The sequence below is a fragment of the Acinetobacter sp. R933-2 genome (genome assembly GCF_030325485.1).
In the GTDB taxonomy this organism is placed as follows: domain Bacteria; phylum Pseudomonadota; class Gammaproteobacteria; order Pseudomonadales; family Moraxellaceae; genus Acinetobacter; species Acinetobacter sichuanensis.
On sequence record NZ_JACAIJ010000018.1, the window covers coordinates 1 to 16,270 of the forward strand.

General features: G+C 36.6%; 14 protein-coding genes. 5 read left to right on the forward strand and 9 right to left on the reverse strand.

Annotated features, from left to right (window positions below; all coding sequences use genetic code 11):
• Window positions 1-168: 168 nt before the first annotated feature.
• On the forward strand, window positions 169-876 hold the full coding sequence (locus HX005_RS16640) for an NAD(P)H-dependent oxidoreductase (RefSeq protein ID WP_286378208.1): 708 nt from the start codon (window positions 169-171) through the stop codon (window positions 874-876).
• A 161-nt stretch (window positions 877-1,037) separates the two neighbouring features.
• Here HX005_RS16640 and pgsA read toward each other — a convergent pair whose 3' ends face one another.
• From pgsA to HX005_RS16675, 7 genes are all read right to left on the reverse strand, one after another.
• Complete coding sequence (pgsA, locus tag HX005_RS16645) at window positions 1,038-1,625, reverse strand: CDP-diacylglycerol--glycerol-3-phosphate 3-phosphatidyltransferase (RefSeq protein ID WP_107008373.1); 588 nt, start codon at window positions 1,623-1,625, stop codon at window positions 1,038-1,040.
• A gap of 106 nt (window positions 1,626-1,731) precedes the next feature.
• On the reverse strand, window positions 1,732-2,529 hold the full coding sequence (locus HX005_RS16650; protein WP_286378209.1) for a thioesterase family protein: 798 nt from the start codon (window positions 2,527-2,529) through the stop codon (window positions 1,732-1,734).
• Between the two features lie 110 nt (window positions 2,530-2,639).
• Window positions 2,640-2,960 carry a DOPA 4,5-dioxygenase family protein gene (locus HX005_RS16655; RefSeq protein WP_286378210.1) on the reverse strand — a complete coding sequence of 107 codons (321 nt, stop codon included), beginning with the start codon at window positions 2,958-2,960 and terminating at the stop codon, window positions 2,640-2,642.
• Between the two features lie 60 nt (window positions 2,961-3,020).
• Entirely contained in the window at window positions 3,021-4,820 is a 1,800-nt protein-coding gene (uvrC, locus tag HX005_RS16660; protein WP_286378211.1) for an excinuclease ABC subunit UvrC, read from the reverse strand.
• Window positions 4,821-5,094: 274 nt separating this feature from the next.
• On the reverse strand, window positions 5,095-5,718 hold the full coding sequence (locus HX005_RS16665) for a PH domain-containing protein (protein ID WP_286378212.1): 624 nt from the start codon (window positions 5,716-5,718) through the stop codon (window positions 5,095-5,097).
• A 143-nt stretch (window positions 5,719-5,861) separates the two neighbouring features.
• Window positions 5,862-6,776 carry a lipid A hydroxylase LpxO gene (gene lpxO / locus HX005_RS16670; RefSeq protein ID WP_286378213.1) on the reverse strand — a complete coding sequence of 305 codons (915 nt, stop codon included), beginning with the start codon at window positions 6,774-6,776 and terminating at the stop codon, window positions 5,862-5,864.
• A 228-nt stretch (window positions 6,777-7,004) separates the two neighbouring features.
• On the reverse strand, window positions 7,005-7,985 hold the full coding sequence (locus tag HX005_RS16675) for a hypothetical protein (RefSeq protein ID WP_286378214.1): 981 nt from the start codon (window positions 7,983-7,985) through the stop codon (window positions 7,005-7,007).
• 439 nt (window positions 7,986-8,424) lie between these two features.
• Here HX005_RS16675 and fadB point away from each other — a divergent pair, with 439 nt between their 5' ends.
• From fadB to drt2, 3 genes are all read left to right on the forward strand, one after another.
• Window positions 8,425-10,578 (forward strand): fatty acid oxidation complex subunit alpha FadB, encoded by a 2,154-nt coding sequence (gene fadB / locus HX005_RS16680; RefSeq protein ID WP_286378215.1) that lies wholly within the window; start codon window positions 8,425-8,427, stop codon window positions 10,576-10,578.
• A 12-nt stretch (window positions 10,579-10,590) separates the two neighbouring features.
• The gene (fadA, locus tag HX005_RS16685) at window positions 10,591-11,763 is read left to right on the forward strand and encodes an acetyl-CoA C-acyltransferase FadA (protein WP_286378216.1); all 1,173 of its coding nucleotides are present in this window, start codon (window positions 10,591-10,593) and stop codon (window positions 11,761-11,763) included.
• A gap of 419 nt (window positions 11,764-12,182) precedes the next feature.
• The gene (drt2, locus tag HX005_RS16690) at window positions 12,183-13,562 is read left to right on the forward strand and encodes an antiviral reverse transcriptase Drt2 (RefSeq protein WP_286378217.1); all 1,380 of its coding nucleotides are present in this window, start codon (window positions 12,183-12,185) and stop codon (window positions 13,560-13,562) included.
• 5 nt (window positions 13,563-13,567) lie between these two features.
• Here drt2 and HX005_RS16695 read toward each other — a convergent pair whose 3' ends face one another.
• Window positions 13,568-14,329, reverse strand: a complete 762-nt coding sequence (locus HX005_RS16695; RefSeq protein ID WP_286378218.1) for a hypothetical protein — start codon at window positions 14,327-14,329, stop codon at window positions 13,568-13,570.
• Between the two features lie 190 nt (window positions 14,330-14,519).
• Here HX005_RS16695 and HX005_RS16700 point away from each other — a divergent pair, with 190 nt between their 5' ends.
• Window positions 14,520-15,221, forward strand: a complete 702-nt coding sequence (locus tag HX005_RS16700) for a DsbA family oxidoreductase (RefSeq protein ID WP_286378219.1) — start codon at window positions 14,520-14,522, stop codon at window positions 15,219-15,221.
• An 82-nt stretch (window positions 15,222-15,303) separates the two neighbouring features.
• Here HX005_RS16700 and HX005_RS16705 read toward each other — a convergent pair whose 3' ends face one another.
• Entirely contained in the window at window positions 15,304-15,504 is a 201-nt protein-coding gene (locus HX005_RS16705) for a dodecin family protein (protein WP_107008385.1), read from the reverse strand.
• Window positions 15,505-16,270: the final 766 nt, after the last annotated feature.

Here is a 16,270-nt window from a genome sequence, read left to right on the forward strand (position 1 = left end):
AAACAAGGTGGCTTAACTAGAGCGGAATATCACTTATAAATACGCTTTTAGTTGTTCAAACAAGTGGGACCACCTCTAAAACGTCTGTTCAGTAATTGGCTAAAGCAACTCTTTTGGTAATAATGAAGTCGATAAAAATACTCGCCAATAATTTGAGAAAGCAAGCTTATGAATATTTTAATTGTACATGCACACCCTGAACCGCAGTCTTTTACCAATGCGCTAAAAAATACAGCGATTGAAGAATTAAAAAAATTAGGGCATCAGGTTGAAGTTTCTGATCTTTATGCCATGAATTTTAATCCTGTTGCCTGTGCAGCAGACTTTACTGAACGCGGTAATCCTGACTATTTAAATTATGCCTTAGAACAACGCCATGCCAGTAAACAACATGCTTTAGCTGATGATATTCAAGCTGAAGTGGAAAAAGTCCAAAAAGCGGATTTGCTGATTTTAAATTTTCCAATGTATTGGATGTCTATGCCTGCAATTTTAAAAGGTTGGATTGATCGGGTATTTGTATCAGGGATTTTTTATGGCGGTAAACGTTTTTATAACCATGGTGGCATGTCAGGAAAAAAAGCCATGCTGAGCTTTACCCTTGGTGGACGTGATCATATGTTTGGAGATGGCGCAATTCATGGTTCACTTGAAAATATTCTGATTCCTATTCAGCGCGGAACACTGGCTTATGTCGGCTATGAAGTGTTAACTCCTTTTATTGCCTATCATGTGCCCTATATTTCTCATGAAGCCCGTGAACAAATGCTCATAGACTATCGTCAACATTTACAAAATATCGAAAATTTACCCTCTATTGCATTTCCAACCTTAGAGCAGTTTGATGACAAACTCTATCCTCTAAATCAAAATTAAGACCTATGCAGCATAAGTGCATCGCTTGTGCTGTATTTTCATAAAGTGAGCTTAATCTTTGTTCGTTTTTATCTTTTCTAAATCTAAGCATGTTTTAGCGCTCACGCAAAACAAAAAAACCTTTCATCAAGAAAGGTTTTTTAAACACATCAAGCAGTCATTTAAGGCTGTTTTAAATAAGGCCATGCCGCTTTTAGGTAAATGAACATTGACCAAAGCGTCAAGATCACAGCAGTATAAAGTAGTGCATAAGCCAACATTTCTAATGGCTGCCAATTCAGTAAAAATACCGTAATCGCAATCATTTGAAATGCCGTTTTATATTTCCCTACTGTAGATACAGCGACATTGGTACGTGCGCCTAATTCTGCCATCCATTCACGTAATGCTGAAACGGTAATTTCACGTGAAATAATCACAATCGCAGCAAATGCCATTGCAATAGAAGGCTGCCATTGAACTAACACAATCAAAGCCGCTGCGACCATCAATTTATCTGCAACAGGATCTAAAAACCGCCCAAAAGCAGAAGTCTGATTCAAAGTTCTAGCAAGATAACCATCAAACCAGTCTGTGATTGCGGCAATTACAAAAATTGCCGTCAAAATCAAATGACGAGTCATGCCACCTTCATGCCCACCAACCCCAATTGCAGGAGGCCAATAAGCGATGGCTAGAAAAACAGGAATTAACGCAATACGAGCTAGCGTCAAGATATTTGGAATATTCAGGATACGACCTGTAGTCATAGACACCGCCAGTAAGTCCCCTATTTACCTATGGAAAAGGCAAACTGTAATTTAGAGTAAAGCTCTATTTCGTTAATACTTTAAACGATTCACATGAAACTGTCGACTAGGTAAAGACTGTTACTGTCTGTCTGGCAATAGCAATAAGTCGATTTTCACTGTCCCACAAATAAGCATGTTCAGTGGCATAACCATGCTCTGCATAATCTGTAACCACTTGATATTTAAACCAGTCATGTAAATGGCTTTGTAAAGGATGAACAAAAGTCACCTGCCAAGTCAAAGTACTCGCTGGTGCAGGTTTGCGAAACATCGGTAAAACCCCAGGTGGCCATACATCCATTAACGTTAAAATATCAGGTAAAGTCATTGCACGTTGAGTATGAAAATCAGGATCAAAACGGCATAAACCTTTGAAATCAGGTATTTTACTGCCTGACATTGGATATTGCCCATCTGTCCAAGCCAATTGGAAATTTTGTACACATTCAGGGAATGGCAAGTTTTTAGGTAAAATATGAATATCATCTATTGCAGGGAAAGCAGGCACTTTAGGTTCAAGTGCAACCTGAATACGTGACTCACGCTGACTGCCAAAACTTGCAATTAAAATACTTTGTACAGCATCATTTTGCCATAAACGTACTTCGATGGTGGTGACAGACTTACCCTGACGTAAAATTTCCGCAGTCAGTCTGACCGCTTTTTCCTCAATGGGTCCAACAAAAGTCACACTGCAACTGAGTAGTTTTTTGCAAGCGTCATCAATGGTATGTGTGGCTTTATGGATCAACACGCCTGCCACCAAACCACCAAAGATTGTTCGTCCTTGTAGCCAGCCCTTTGGAAACTCAAATTCGCTGTTTTGTTCAATATCCTGATACAACTGTGCCAATACAGACATGGGTTTTCTCATTAAAACGTTGTGGTTTACTATGCCTATAGATAGTTCACGTGTGAATGATCAATGACTGTCGGGTCAATGAGTATTTCGGCAAATGAATACTGCAATGCTTACAAATTTTCAAGATTTAATACAAGCGGTTCACCTAACCACTGTGCCCCCTCAGTATGTGCAAGATATTCATTCTCCCATACAGGATGAATCAATACAGATAGTCCCAAATGACGACGATCCAATGTATTTTTCAACTGCGGCAAAACAGCTTGATCAAATGCCAATTGAAACATGGGTTTGGTATGCGGTCCTACCAGTTTTTGATGTATACGACCATAACTCATGGTTTCACCAAACTCTTGCTGTAGTTGCACATAAAGCGATTCTATCAGCTCAATTTGCGTCAAATCAAAATAGATATGTGCATGATATTTCATAAATTTATAACATCCAAAACGTTTAAATCTGCATTGCAAAAAATTTAAATCAAAGGCTGCCTATTCGTGTAGCACCTTATAAATAGTTCTCGCCATCACATCACCCAAGCCGGGCACAAGTTTCAGATCATTTTCAGAGGCTTTCAATACACCCTGAATCCCACCAAAATGGGTCAATAAATCACGACGGCGTTTTGGTCCAAGCCCCGGAATTGCTTCCAACACAGAACCACCACGACGCTTATCTCGTTTGGCACGATGTTTGGTAATCGCAAAACGGTGTGCCTCATCTCGTACCTGTTGAATCAGATGCAAAGCTTTATTGTCCTCAGGCAACTGAATTTTAGTGCCATCGGTAAAATGTAAGGTTTCCAAGCCCGGCTTACGTCCCTCACCTTTGGACACACCGACCATAAAGGCATCTAGTCCTAGCTCCTGCATCACTTCCATTACCATATGGAGTTGACCTTTACCGCCATCGATCAACAATAAATCAGGCAACATGGCTTTTTTATAGCGTCGGGTCAGTGCCTGACGCATTGCCGCATAGTCATCACCGCCTGTAATATCTTCAATGGAAAATTGGCGGTAATCACGTTTACGTGCGCCACCTACATCAAAGACTACACAGGATGCAATGGTCGCTTCGCCCATAGTATGCGAAATATCAAAACACTCGATTCGATCAATAGGACGCCCACAGACTTGTTCCAGTTGATGAAAGCGTTCATTTAACTCCAGATGATTCGCCAACTTGCCTTTAATGGCATGCTGCACATTCATTTCCGCCAACACAAGCCATTCGGCACGGGTTTCACGTACTTTGTGTTTAATCTGAATTTTCTTCTCAAATTGCTGTTGTAAGCCTTCCTCAAGCTGTTTTTGATCGGGAATGGCAACATTGACAATCAACTCACTCGGCACTTCATCGGCGACCTGAAAGTAGAAATTTGCCATAAAATCAGACAGCATTTGCCCCAAATCATCGCCCTGCATGTCAGGAAAATAACTTTTTCCACCCAGCATTTTACCGTTACGTACATGCATGATTTGCACACAGGTCACCCCTGCTTGATAAGCAATCGCCAAAATGTCCGCTTCGCCTTTGACTTTATAAATGGCTTGCTGTGCCTGTACATCACGTAATAAAGCCATGCGATCGCGATAGAACACCGCTTTTTCAAATTCTAATTTTTCTGCCGCTTGTTCCATTTTCTGAATCAATTCCTGATTCAGTTCTTTGGTATCACCTTTTAAAAAACGGATCGAGTTCTGCACATCTTCATTATAGGCTTCAGGACTGATCAAATCGACACAAGGCGCAGTACAACGCTTGATTTGATACTGTAAACACGGACGTTTACGCTGTGAAAAATAGCTATTTTCACATTGGCGCACATTAAATAATTTTTGCAGAACCAATAAAGTATCTCGTGCATTATAAGCACTCGGATAGGGTCCAAAAAACTTACCGACCTGATGTTTTCCTTTACCTCGTCCCGAAGCAATTCGTGGATAAGGTTTATCTGCGGAAACAAAGATATAGACGTAAGATTTGTCGTCCCGCAGCATGATGTTATAGGGTGGACGATGCAGTTTAATCAGGTTTTGTTCGAGCAATAGAGCTTCGGTTTCTGAACGCACGATCAGTGTTTCTATATTATAAATACGTGCAACAAGCGCCTGCGTTTTTGGATGTTCAATGGTTTTAACAAAATAACTCGACACACGATTTTTTAGATTTTTAGCTTTGCCGATATAAAGTAAATCACCATCTTTGCCCAACATCTTGTAGACGCCTGGCAATGTGGTCATATTGGCTAAAATCTTTTCGATATTTTCACGTGCGTTTTCGTTCACTGTTGACCTATCATTCTCATTTCTACTGCATAATGTCGTGCTTTTTCATCCAATTTCAAGCACCCATTCTACAAAGTATGCAGAATGTAGAAATTTAGCAATGACCTGATTGTTAAAAGTGATTTTTATCAAAAGAAATAAATGTGTGCGATTAAGTTCAGTGCAAGAGAACATGATTTTGCTTCACAGTAAAATCATGTTAAGGATCATTTATTTTAAAATATTGTGATAGGAAAACGCCCTTTCGAGCGTTTAAATGTAAAGTATTTGGTGTCTAGTTTCTTAAATAACGCTCAAAAATTTCTGAAAAATCATAATTTTCAATCTCTTTAATACGCTGGTTTGCATATTCTTCAACTTGATGTGCTGTTTGATTAATAATTTCAGGTAAATTTAAAATCACTTGCTCACTCAGCTCGCGCAAATTAAACATTTTTTGCACATTTTCATTACTTTGCAGCAAAATATTACGTTTACGATTAATTTCCCTACATGTTTCACCAATGGTAAATAGGGCTTTATATAAATCACGAATTTTTTCGATTTGCTTTTTATCAATATCAATAGAGAATGTTTGTTCACCTAGTTGAAATTTAATTTCTGCATCTAAATCCACTGTACCTGCGGTTTCAAGCAATACATTTTTGATTGGATGATGTTTATATAAGTAACGGTAAAGCATGCGCTTTTTGCTCATGGCACTTTTACCATCTAGGTGCATAAAAGCTACATTGGTAAAACAATATTCATCAGTCTTACTTTTAATGACGAAGAAAATTTTTTCATTGTCTTCATGAAAAATATAATCATCAATATCGGTTTTATTAAATTCATGCGGTTCAATAATGACCCCAATATCACTTGTTCCCATGACTTCAGAGGCTAAATTTTTAAACATTTTTTTATTCCATTCTAATAAACACCCTTCTCAATTTAACAGTTCATGTGTGCTGTACAAGCTTAAAATTGTTATTTAGCTGCAAAATCATTTCCCATAAAAAAACGCCCCAAAAGGCGTTCTATAAAATACAAACTGCGATTTTAAAAAACATAAGGACGTACAAAAATAAGGAAGAAAATTCCTAACATCAAAAACCATTTTAGAAAATAATACAATTTACGATTGGTTTTCTTTAATGCTTTGGCTTTGATCCGAATTTGGTAAACATAACCAAAAACTTTATTTAAACCACCTGTTTGATCACCTGCTTCATTCGGTGAACTCGCAGCAGTCATCACTTTTTTACCAAACCAATGATTAAAACGTTCCATCCATTTTGTGGTTAATGGACGCTCAACATCAGCAAAGAAAATGATACGATTTTGATCAGTTTTATTTTCAGCATAATGAATATAGGTTTCATCAAAGACTACGCTTTCACCATCACGCCATGAATATTTTTGCCCATCGACATCAATAAAACAGCGGTCATCATTGGGTGTAATTAAACCCAAATGATAGCGCAAAGAACCCGCATAAGGATCACGATGGCGAACCAAACGACTATCAGGCGCAAGCTCTGTAAACATCGCGGCTTTAATGGTTGGCAATGTTTTTAATAAAGCTGTAGTTTTTGGGCAAAGATCTGCCGCAGAAGGATGTGCGGAGTCATACCATTTTAAATAAAAACGCTTCCAACCTGTCTTAAAAAATGAGTTAAAACCTAAGTCATCATAACTGCTCGACGCTTTAATACCACCTTGTGTATATAAAGCTCGTGCTTCATCACGAATCATTTCCCAGTTCTCATCCAACACTTTTAAGTCTTTAAAATGTTGAGTGTCAATATACGGTTGATTTGGCACTTTAGAGAACATATACATTAAGAAATTAATCGGTGCGAGGATCGTGGAATGGTCAAAAAATTGACGATAAAACGAATGTCGCACCTTACCGCGATTTTGGATATACAACGCTGAAATCACAAAAATCGCCAATATGATCCATTTAATCATATAGCACTCTTTCAAATATTCAGGGGGGAATGCACCTTGTTAAAGGTGTAAGTTCGAAGGATAGAACCTTAAGATGATCAAATTTTAGCAAAAGCAATAAAGAAAATCTGTACTATTTTTATTCTTTATTCTTTTTTACTTACTCACTACCATAAAAATACCCCTACTTTTCTCAATAAAAATAGGGGCATAGCACAACCAAATAAAATAATATTCACTTAATCAAATTTAGCGATCCCAATTTAATCCTCGTAATGAAACTAAAGATTTTGCTGCCGTTTCATTATAGATATAACAACCTGTGTTAATTTCTGCGATACGTAATTGAGTATTTCGTTTCTGCTGTTTATCTGTCAAAGTTGTCAGTAATTGATTTAATACTTTTGCTTCTTGTTGAAGTGTTCGCTCAAAGTTTGGATTAAACTCGGCTACATAGAGTCGATTTTGGAACTCAACGGCTGTGCCATCTTTTGGATTTATTCCAAAATCTAAATCATAAACGGTTGACCACGGAATTGATTGCCAAATACCACTTGCATAACGATAGTTTAAACCATTTTTTTGCTGATTAAGCTGATCAACATACATTAGATTTTCATCATCAAAATCTTCAAAAGACTGCTTAATTTCATTATCAGTGTTGACATCAAAGTTGAAAGAATCTACTTGATCTTTTTGAGAAATAAGACGATAGCAGCTACTGCCATTTGGAAAACGCTCTGATCCATAACTATTTAAGAAAATACGTGCATAAGCATAGGCATTCTCACTGTCAAAACCAAGTTGACGATAAGCAGGAAAAACCGTATCAAACATATTTTTGCCTGATAAGTTAACTTTTTCAAATCTCCAATCAGATTTTACAGCACCAATGGTATTGAATGTCCAATGCGTTAAACCATCTAAATCAATTGTATTTTGTGCAATATCTTTGGGTGTATAAAGCTTATTTTCAGTTAATAGATAATAACCAAGTGCTTTATTTGATTTTGAGTCTTTAAATTGTTTATTTTGAACTTCAATATAACTCGCTCTTAAACGATCTGTAATTTTAGATGTTGAGTATTGTATATAATAATAACGAGTACCATTTGCTAAAGAGTCTTTAGATTCAGTGTTATAGTCATCACCTGAACCACCTCCACCACCACAGCCAGTCAAAACAAAAGATGTAGCGACCATAGATAATAATAATTTTTTTGTGAACATTTTCACTCAACTTAATTCTCATTTTAAGTTTAAAATAATATCTATGTCTCAAAAAAAGTACAGTTTTCTTTTTGCATTTTGTTTAACCAAAATCATTATTTTTTGTATCAAGCATTGACCTAAATGACCAAAACAATACAAATAAATAAAAGCATCTTAAAACACTTTTTCATGAAAAAAGATTTGTATTTTCTATAAATTTATAATAAAAATAATGTATTAACTATAGATATAAGCACAACAATCAAAACTCAACCTCAATGATGAGATTTATGCAAAAAAAAATTCATGACCCTTGCGTCACGGCTTGATACAACTTGTTATGTTCTTTTTAGATATAGTTATCGTAAGATTAGAGAAGTCGAAATGTGTGTAGAAAAAACACACATGTACTTCAAAACATCAACGTAGAAGTCCTCCAAAAAAAGGAGATCAGGGCATGATCCACGCTGGCAATGCCATTACCGTCCAATTGCTTTCGGACGGAATCGCAGAATTCCGCTTTGACTTACAAGGTGAGTCGGTTAACAAATTCAACCGTGCAACGATTGAAGATTTTAAAGCCGCTATTGAAGCTGTAAAAAATAACAGTGAAGTAAAAGGTTTAATCGTAACAAGTGGTAAATCAACATTTATTGTTGGTGCAGATATCACTGAATTCGGTGAAAATTTTAAACAAGGCGAAAGCGCAATTGTGGAATGGGCAATGCCTGTTCACGAAATTTTCAATGCTTTTGAAGATTTAGACATTCCTAAAGTCGCTGCGATCAATGGGATTGCATTAGGTGGCGGTTTTGAAATGTGCCTTGTATGTGACTATCGTGTCATGTCTGAAGCAGCTGTAGTCGGTCTACCTGAAGTTAAACTTGGGATCATTCCTGGTTTCGGTGGTACTGTTCGTTTAAGCCGTGTGATTGGTATCGACAATGCTGTCGAGTGGATTGCAACGTCAGCAAACAAAAAACCTGCTGCTGCACTTAAAGACGGTGCTGTAGATGCGGTTGTTGCTGCAGACAAACTTCAAGATGCTGCGATTGATCTTGTTAAACAAGCAATCTCTGGTCGTTTAGACTGGAAAGCAAAACGTCAAGAAAAATTAGAGCCTGTTAAACTCGACATGCTTGAACAAATGATGGCGTTTAACTCATCTAAAGGTGTGGTTCTTGCGAAAGCAAACCCTGCTCAATACCCTGCGCCTAAACTTCTTCTTGATTCACTGCAAGCAGGTGTCAGTCAAGGTCGTGATGCAGCATTGAAAATTGAAGCTGAAGCATTTGCTAAAGCTGCAATTACACCACAAGCAGGTGCATTGATTGGTTTATTCATCAATGACCAAGTTGTGAAAAAAGCATCGAAAAAACATGAAAAAGGTGCTCATCCTGTCAACCAAGCAGCTGTTCTAGGTGCGGGTATCATGGGTGGCGGTATTGCTTACCAAGCGGCAAGCAAAGGCACACCAATCATCATGAAAGATATTGGTAATCCACAACTTGCTTTGGGTATGAAAGAAGCAAATGGCTTGTTGACTAAACAAGTTGAACGTAAGCGTTTAACACCTGCGAAAATGGGTGAAACTCTTGCGCGTATCCGTCCTACTTTAAGCTATGACGAGTTTAAAGAAGTGGATATCGTGATCGAAGCGGTCACTGAAAACCCGAAAATCAAAGAAGCTGTTCTTAAAGATACAGAAAGCAAAGTACGTGAAAACACGATCATTGCTTCTAACACATCAACAATTTCAATCACTCGTCTTGCAAATGCATTAGAGCGTCCTGAAAACTTTGTTGGTATGCACTTCTTTAACCCAGTTCACATGATGCCTCTGGTAGAAGTAATTCGTGGTGAAAAAACTTCTGAAGAAGCGATTGCAACCACTGTTGTGTTAGCTCAAAAAATGGGTAAAACACCAATCGTTGTCAACGACTGCCCGGGCTTCCTTGTAAACCGTGTACTTTTCCCTTACTTCGGTGCGTTTGACCTTCTTCTTAAAGATGGTGCTGACTTCCAACAAATCGATAAAGTGATGGAAAAATTCGGCTGGCCTATGGGTCCTGCTTACTTGATGGACGTTGTTGGTATCGACACGGGCGTTCATGGTGCAGAAGTCATGGCTGAAGGCTTCCCTGACCGTATGAAACCTGATTATAAAGGTTCAATCCAAGCGATGTATGAAGCAAAACGCCTCGGTCAAAAGAACGATGTCGGTTTCTATAAATACGTTTTAGACAAGAAAGGTAAGAAAGCGAAAACTGTTGATCCAACAGCGTATGACGTGATTGCATCAGGTGTTACGGGTGAAAAACGTGAGTTTGATGCTCAGGAAATCATTGACCGTATGATGCTTGCATTCTGTAACGAAACTGTTCGTTGCTTAGAAGACAACATTGTTGCGACACCAAACGAAGCAGATATGGCGATGATCATGGGTGTAGGTTTCCCTCCATTCCGTGGCGGTCCAGCACGTTATATCGACCAGACAGGTGTTGCTGAATATGTTGCGCTTTGCGACAAGTATGCACACTTAGGTAAGGCTTATGAAGCGCCACAGATGTTGCGTGACATGGCTGCTAACAACAAAAAATTCTACGGTTAAGGAGCGACGTGAATGGCTACTTTAAATCCGCGTGACGTTGTCATCGTTGATGGCGTACGTTCTGCAATGGGTAAAACCAAAAACGGTATGTTCCGCAATGTACGTGCTGACAGCTTATCTGCTGAGTTAGTTCGTGCTTTAGTTGCTCGTAACCAATTTGATGTCAACGAAGTTGAAGATGTGATCTGGGGTTGTGTCAACCAAACTTTAGAACAAGGTATGAACATTGCTCGTAACATCGTACTTTTGGCAGATCTTCCTAAGACTGTTGGTGGGCAAACTGTCAACCGTCTTTGTGGTTCTTCTATGCAGTCAATCCACACTGCTGCGGCTCAAATTGCAACCAACCAAGGTGATATTTTCATCATCGGTGGTGTTGAGCATATGGGTCACGTTGGCATGATGCACGGTATCGATCTAAACCCTGAAGCATCTAAACACTATGCAAAAGCGTCTAACATGATGGGCTTAACGGCTGAAATGTTAGGTCGTATGAATGGCATTAGTCGTGAAGAACAAGATGCATTTGGTGTTGAATCTCACCGTCGCGCTTGGGCTGCTACACAAGAAGGTCGTTTCAAAAACGAAATCGTAGGTGTTGAAGGTCATGATGCCAATGGTTTCAAAATCCTATGTGATATCGACGAAGTGATTCGTCCAGATGCTAACCTTGAAGCATTCCAAGGTTTACGTCCTGTATTTGATCCTAAAGGTGGTACGGTAACGGCTGCGACTTCTTCTGCATTGTCTGATGGTGCATCTGCAATGTTGTTGATGTCTGCTGAACGTGCGCAAGCTTTGGGTCTTAAGCCACGTGCTGTGATTCGCTCTATGGCAATTGCAGGTTGTGATGCTGCGATCATGGGTTATGGTCCTGTTCCTGCGACTCAAAAAGCACTTAAACGTGCTGGTTTGAGCATGGATGACATCCAAACCATCGAGTTAAACGAAGCCTTTGCTGCTCAAGGTCTTGCAGTAATGAAAGGCTTGAACATTTATGACAAGCAAGACAAGATCAACTTGAACGGTGGTGCGATTGCGTTAGGTCACCCATTGGGTTGTTCTGGTGCGCGTATCACGACGACATTATTGAACGTGATGGAGCAACAAGATACGCAAATCGGTCTTGCGACCATGTGTATCGGTCTTGGTCAAGGTATCGCGACAATTATCGAACGTGTTTAAGTTTTAATTAAACTCAATAGATTGAAAATCCTCGCTTTTGCGGGGATTTTTTATTTAAAAAATAGATAGATATTGTAGAATATTATCATTCTTAGTATATTAATTATGCCCATGCTATTGAGTATGGGGAAGGCTATCTGTTGTCAAGTATTGCACCAAACAATATTAGAACAATTTCTAGTACATCTGGTGAAACACCGCAAACTGCTTGGAAACATATACAAACAATGTATATTGAACTCCACAGAATGTAATCAATGCTTCTCATAGTATAATCCTTTCGTGATCTAAAGACGATGTAGAAGTTTTCTTCTAGAGGGTGCGCAATTTGGGGTACTTGGGTATGCTCAAGGAACTCTGTTCTTAGAATAGGGCGTGTAATACGAGGATCATCGTCAGCCTTTCCTTGAGTTTTCTAAATGACCATTGATCATAATTTTTTTAAAGAGCGTCAAAAATCCTATTTGCATTTTGATTACCCTCTTTCTTCAGAAAAAGTATTCACCTACGTTACTGATCCTAAAAATATTGAAAAACATTCATTTTATCCATTTATTCACTTTGAACTTAGCTCATATAAAATAAAGAAAAAGGGTTATAAATGGGTTGCTGGAAAAAAGAAAGTTATCATCGAAAAGCAAGCTCCCAAAATTAGACCAATTAAATACTCTGCTCATATTGATGGACATATCTATGCTTATTATTCATTTTTAATGTCAGAAAATTATGAAAAAAAATTGTTAGAAAAGAATATTAGTGACTCAGTATTAGCATTTAGAAAACTACCCAACTCTCCCAACAATATACATTTTGCCAAGAATGTATTTGATGAAATCAAAAACCGTCAAAATTGCTCTGTTCTTTGCATTGATATTAAAAATTTCTTTAATGAGCTAGATCATCAGCTCTTAAAAAAAGCTTGGCAATATGTTCTTGGTGTAGAAATTCTTCCCAATGATCACTATAAAGTTTTTAGATCAATTACTAATTTCTCATATGTACTTAAAAGAGATGTATATCAACATCTTGGACTATCAGCCAATAGAAATCACAAAAATTTGAAACGACTCTGCTCCAGTCAAGAATTTAGAGAAAAAATCAGAAAAAATAAAATAATACAAAGAGAAATCAAATGTAAAGGAATCCCTCAAGGTTCAGCCATCAGTGCCTTTTTATCTAATATTTACATGATGGATTTTGATGAAAAAATAAATAGTAAAGTACAAAAACTAGGGGGTAAATATTATCGGTATTGTGATGATATTTTAATAGTCTGCGATAGGAAAGATCACATACATTTACTTAAAGACATACAAGCTTTTATTCAAAAACTTAAATTAGTCATTCATCCTGAAAAAACAAAAATTATTCATTTTGAAAATGGAATCCGAGTTTCAAAAGATGAATTGCAATATTTAGGTTTTACTTACGATGGGAATCAAATTTTATTACGTGATTCAGGCTTAGCTAAATATTCTCATAAAGTGATGAAAGCTATAAAAATGTCAAATAAACACTTCTTAAAAACAAATAAAGCTAGGATTCAGCGTGGTGAACTACCTTTAGAACCATATAAAAAGCATATTTATAGAAGATTTTCATTTATTGGTTCAAGAAACTATATAAGCTATGCACTACGAGCAGCCCGAATCATGAATGAACCTTCTATAAAAAAGCAAATTAAGCCACATTGGAAAAAAGTTCAAGTACACCTAACTAAACACGAAATTAATAATTCTTTCTATTATTGTTCAGCTTGGTCACCAAAAATAAACCAAAAGAAAAAGCCAATCAACTGATTGGCTTAAAACTTAATCTCACAACTCCTCTTCAATCTCTTCTGCATTTTGTTTTTTTTCTGTTCAATCTCTTTATTTAACTTTAAAACGTCCTGATACAACGCATTAAACTGCTTCACTTGCGCATCTTTTTGGAACATGATCTGCCCATTTTCCTTATGCCAATCATTTTCTTTCAACAATACAAACATTTGCTCAGCTTTATCTAAAATTTTCAGCTCTAATAAAATTAATGCACTTTCTTGATCTAATTTTAAATTCTTTTCCAGTTTTTCTTGCATAGATTGTTTTAGGTTTTGCTCGATCTTGAGCTCTTTAACTTTTGCCAAAGCTTCTTGTTTATCTACTAAATTTTGTTTTTGATATTGTGTCGTAATTCTACGTACTGCTTGTAACATTTGCTCAGTTTCAACAAAATTTTTCTTGCGATCAGTATCTAAACGATTAATATCCAAAAAATAATTCCATTTTGCTGCTTCTAAATCCCTTAAATAAGTATTACGAGTTTCAATATTTTTCAGCCAATAATTTAAAACAAATTCAGATAAAGTTTTATAATCACCTTTTAAACGTTCATCATGAACATCAAGGCTGACAGGTTTTGACCAATCCTGTGCATTTTTATATAAATGACGCATTTTTTCAGACATGACAATGTCAAACATTTGGCGCTGTGCTTCTTGCTGCTTTAAAGTGGTATGCTCATAAAATAAATAACTCGCAATACCTAAAATAATCACAATGACAACACTCACAATTCGACGCATGTAGAACTTAGTTCCTAATAAAAATGTAGAGTAACTGAAATTTTACAAAACTGTATAATATTTATGCAAAAATAACTGCTATTTCTATACATAATCTGACCAAAAATATGCCATTTGCCAAAAAATACTTTAAATCCAACAATGATGACGCTACCCTCCTCATTAACCTTTATAGTTTTAGAGATTTCCCATGCGTGTAGATATTTGGTCAGATGTTGTATGCCCATTTTGTTATATTGGCAAAAAACGTTTAGAAGCAGCAGCACAACAAGTTGGTATTGAACTTGAAGTGCATTGGCATAGTTTTGAACTTGATCCAGAAGCACCACCACGCCAAGAAATTTCAAACTCTGAACGCCTTGCTCAAAAATATGGTCGTAGCTTAGCTGAAGTTGAAGAAATGCAACGTAATATTGCCGCAATGGCAAAAGAAGAAGGTATTGATTTTAATTGGGAAAATGCCAATTCAGGAAATACTTTTAATGCGCATCGTATTATTCACCTTGCACAAAGCAAAGGTTTAGGCTCAGAAGCAAAAGAAGCATTTTTCTATAGCTATATGACACAAGGCTTGCCAATTGGTGAGCGTGAAACGATTGAAGACGTTGCTTCACGTATTGGCTTAAATCCTGTAGAAGTGGATGATGTACTCAACTCAGATGAGTTTGCAGATTTTGTTAAATTTGACCAAGAAGTTGCGCGTGAACAACTCAAAGTCACAGGCGTGCCATTTTTTGTTTTTGACCAACGTGTCGCACTTGCAGGCGCTCAACCACGTGAAGTTTTTGTGCAAGTTTTAGAAAAAGCTTCTGAAACGATTCAAAATGACATCGGCGCAGAGCCAAATGCAGTATGTAATGATGAATCTTGTGAAACGCCAGATGCTAAATAATTTGTTTTAATTTTTCATATAAAAAGCCCATTCTTATAGATTGGGCTTTTATTTAGAGCAAATATATAGATGATCAATCAATTTATTCAACCAAGAAACTAATTTTCAGATTCACGCGATATTCTGTAATTTTATTGTCTTTAATAATGACTTTTTGTTCATTAATCCAAGCACCTTGCACATTTTTTACAGTTTCAGTGACCTTTTGAATTCCTGTTTGAATTGCATCTTCAAAACTTTTAGCACTACTTGAATTCACTTCAACCACTTTTGCAATCGCCATAGCGACACTCACTTTCGTAGATAAAAATTGAGCATAAGCGATTCTGCAAGCTTTTCAATTTAGATTAAAAAACAATCAACACCATCTTACAAAATTTGCACAAATCCAATATTATTCAACTTATTTGTAAAATAATTACATAGATATGTATGTTTTTCACCCTATTAATTTTTTTATTTAGCCGATTTTTTTTTGTCAGTTTTTAACATAATTTCTTTAAATAACAACAGCTTTTAAATAAATTTTTCTAAAAAAATTCATTAAATCAACGATTTTTTTATAACAGGTATTTGAAATACATGTTCATATTATTCCAAGATTTTACAAAAATTGTCACTTCATGCCATTTATAGTGCTCTAGTTATCATTTTACAGGACTATTCATCTGATAAAACTTGTTATATTCTATATACAGAATTTAGTTCAACGAATTCATGCGCTGTAAGTTTCTTTTATATTTTCTTATTCTATAAGACTAGAGATCCTCCTTTATGGGGGATTTTTAGTTTCTATAAACATATTTTTTATGATTTCATTTATTTATAAAACTAGACCATTCCACTATTTTTGAACTTTAAAAGTTTGTATTTTAATCCTTGTACACATTGTCGTATTTTATTTACTTAATCAGATCAGGTGTAACCAAAAGCCAAGAAAAGTTTACAGCGTCACTACAGCATATCTCAGTATAGTCGGCTTATGATGTTTAAATACTTCATGTGATTTGAATGATTTCATCATGAAATTTTCTTTTAACAACTTGAAA

Coding starts and splice junctions, on each gene's coding strand:
- fadA (WP_286378216.1), top strand. CDS start 10,591: ATGGCTACTTTAAATCCGCGTGACGTTGTCATCGTTGATGGCGTACGT.
- drt2 (WP_286378217.1), top strand. CDS start 12,183: ATGACCATTGATCATAATTTTTTTAAAGAGCGTCAAAAATCCTATTTG.
- fadB (WP_286378215.1), top strand. CDS start 8,425: ATGATCCACGCTGGCAATGCCATTACCGTCCAATTGCTTTCGGACGGA.
- HX005_RS16655 (WP_286378210.1), bottom strand. CDS start 2,960: ATGAAATATCATGCACATATCTATTTTGATTTGACGCAAATTGAGCTG.
- HX005_RS16640 (WP_286378208.1), top strand. CDS start 169: ATGAATATTTTAATTGTACATGCACACCCTGAACCGCAGTCTTTTACC.
- HX005_RS16695 (WP_286378218.1), bottom strand. CDS start 14,329: ATGCGTCGAATTGTGAGTGTTGTCATTGTGATTATTTTAGGTATTGCG.
- pgsA (WP_107008373.1), bottom strand. CDS start 1,625: ATGACTACAGGTCGTATCCTGAATATTCCAAATATCTTGACGCTAGCT.
- lpxO (WP_286378213.1), bottom strand. CDS start 6,776: ATGATTAAATGGATCATATTGGCGATTTTTGTGATTTCAGCGTTGTAT.
- HX005_RS16650 (WP_286378209.1), bottom strand. CDS start 2,529: ATGTCTGTATTGGCACAGTTGTATCAGGATATTGAACAAAACAGCGAA.
- HX005_RS16700 (WP_286378219.1), top strand. CDS start 14,520: ATGCGTGTAGATATTTGGTCAGATGTTGTATGCCCATTTTGTTATATT.
- HX005_RS16675 (WP_286378214.1), bottom strand. CDS start 7,985: ATGTTCACAAAAAAATTATTATTATCTATGGTCGCTACATCTTTTGTT.
- HX005_RS16705 (WP_107008385.1), bottom strand. CDS start 15,504: ATGGCGATTGCAAAAGTGGTTGAAGTGAATTCAAGTAGTGCTAAAAGT.
- HX005_RS16665 (WP_286378212.1), bottom strand. CDS start 5,718: ATGTTTAAAAATTTAGCCTCTGAAGTCATGGGAACAAGTGATATTGGG.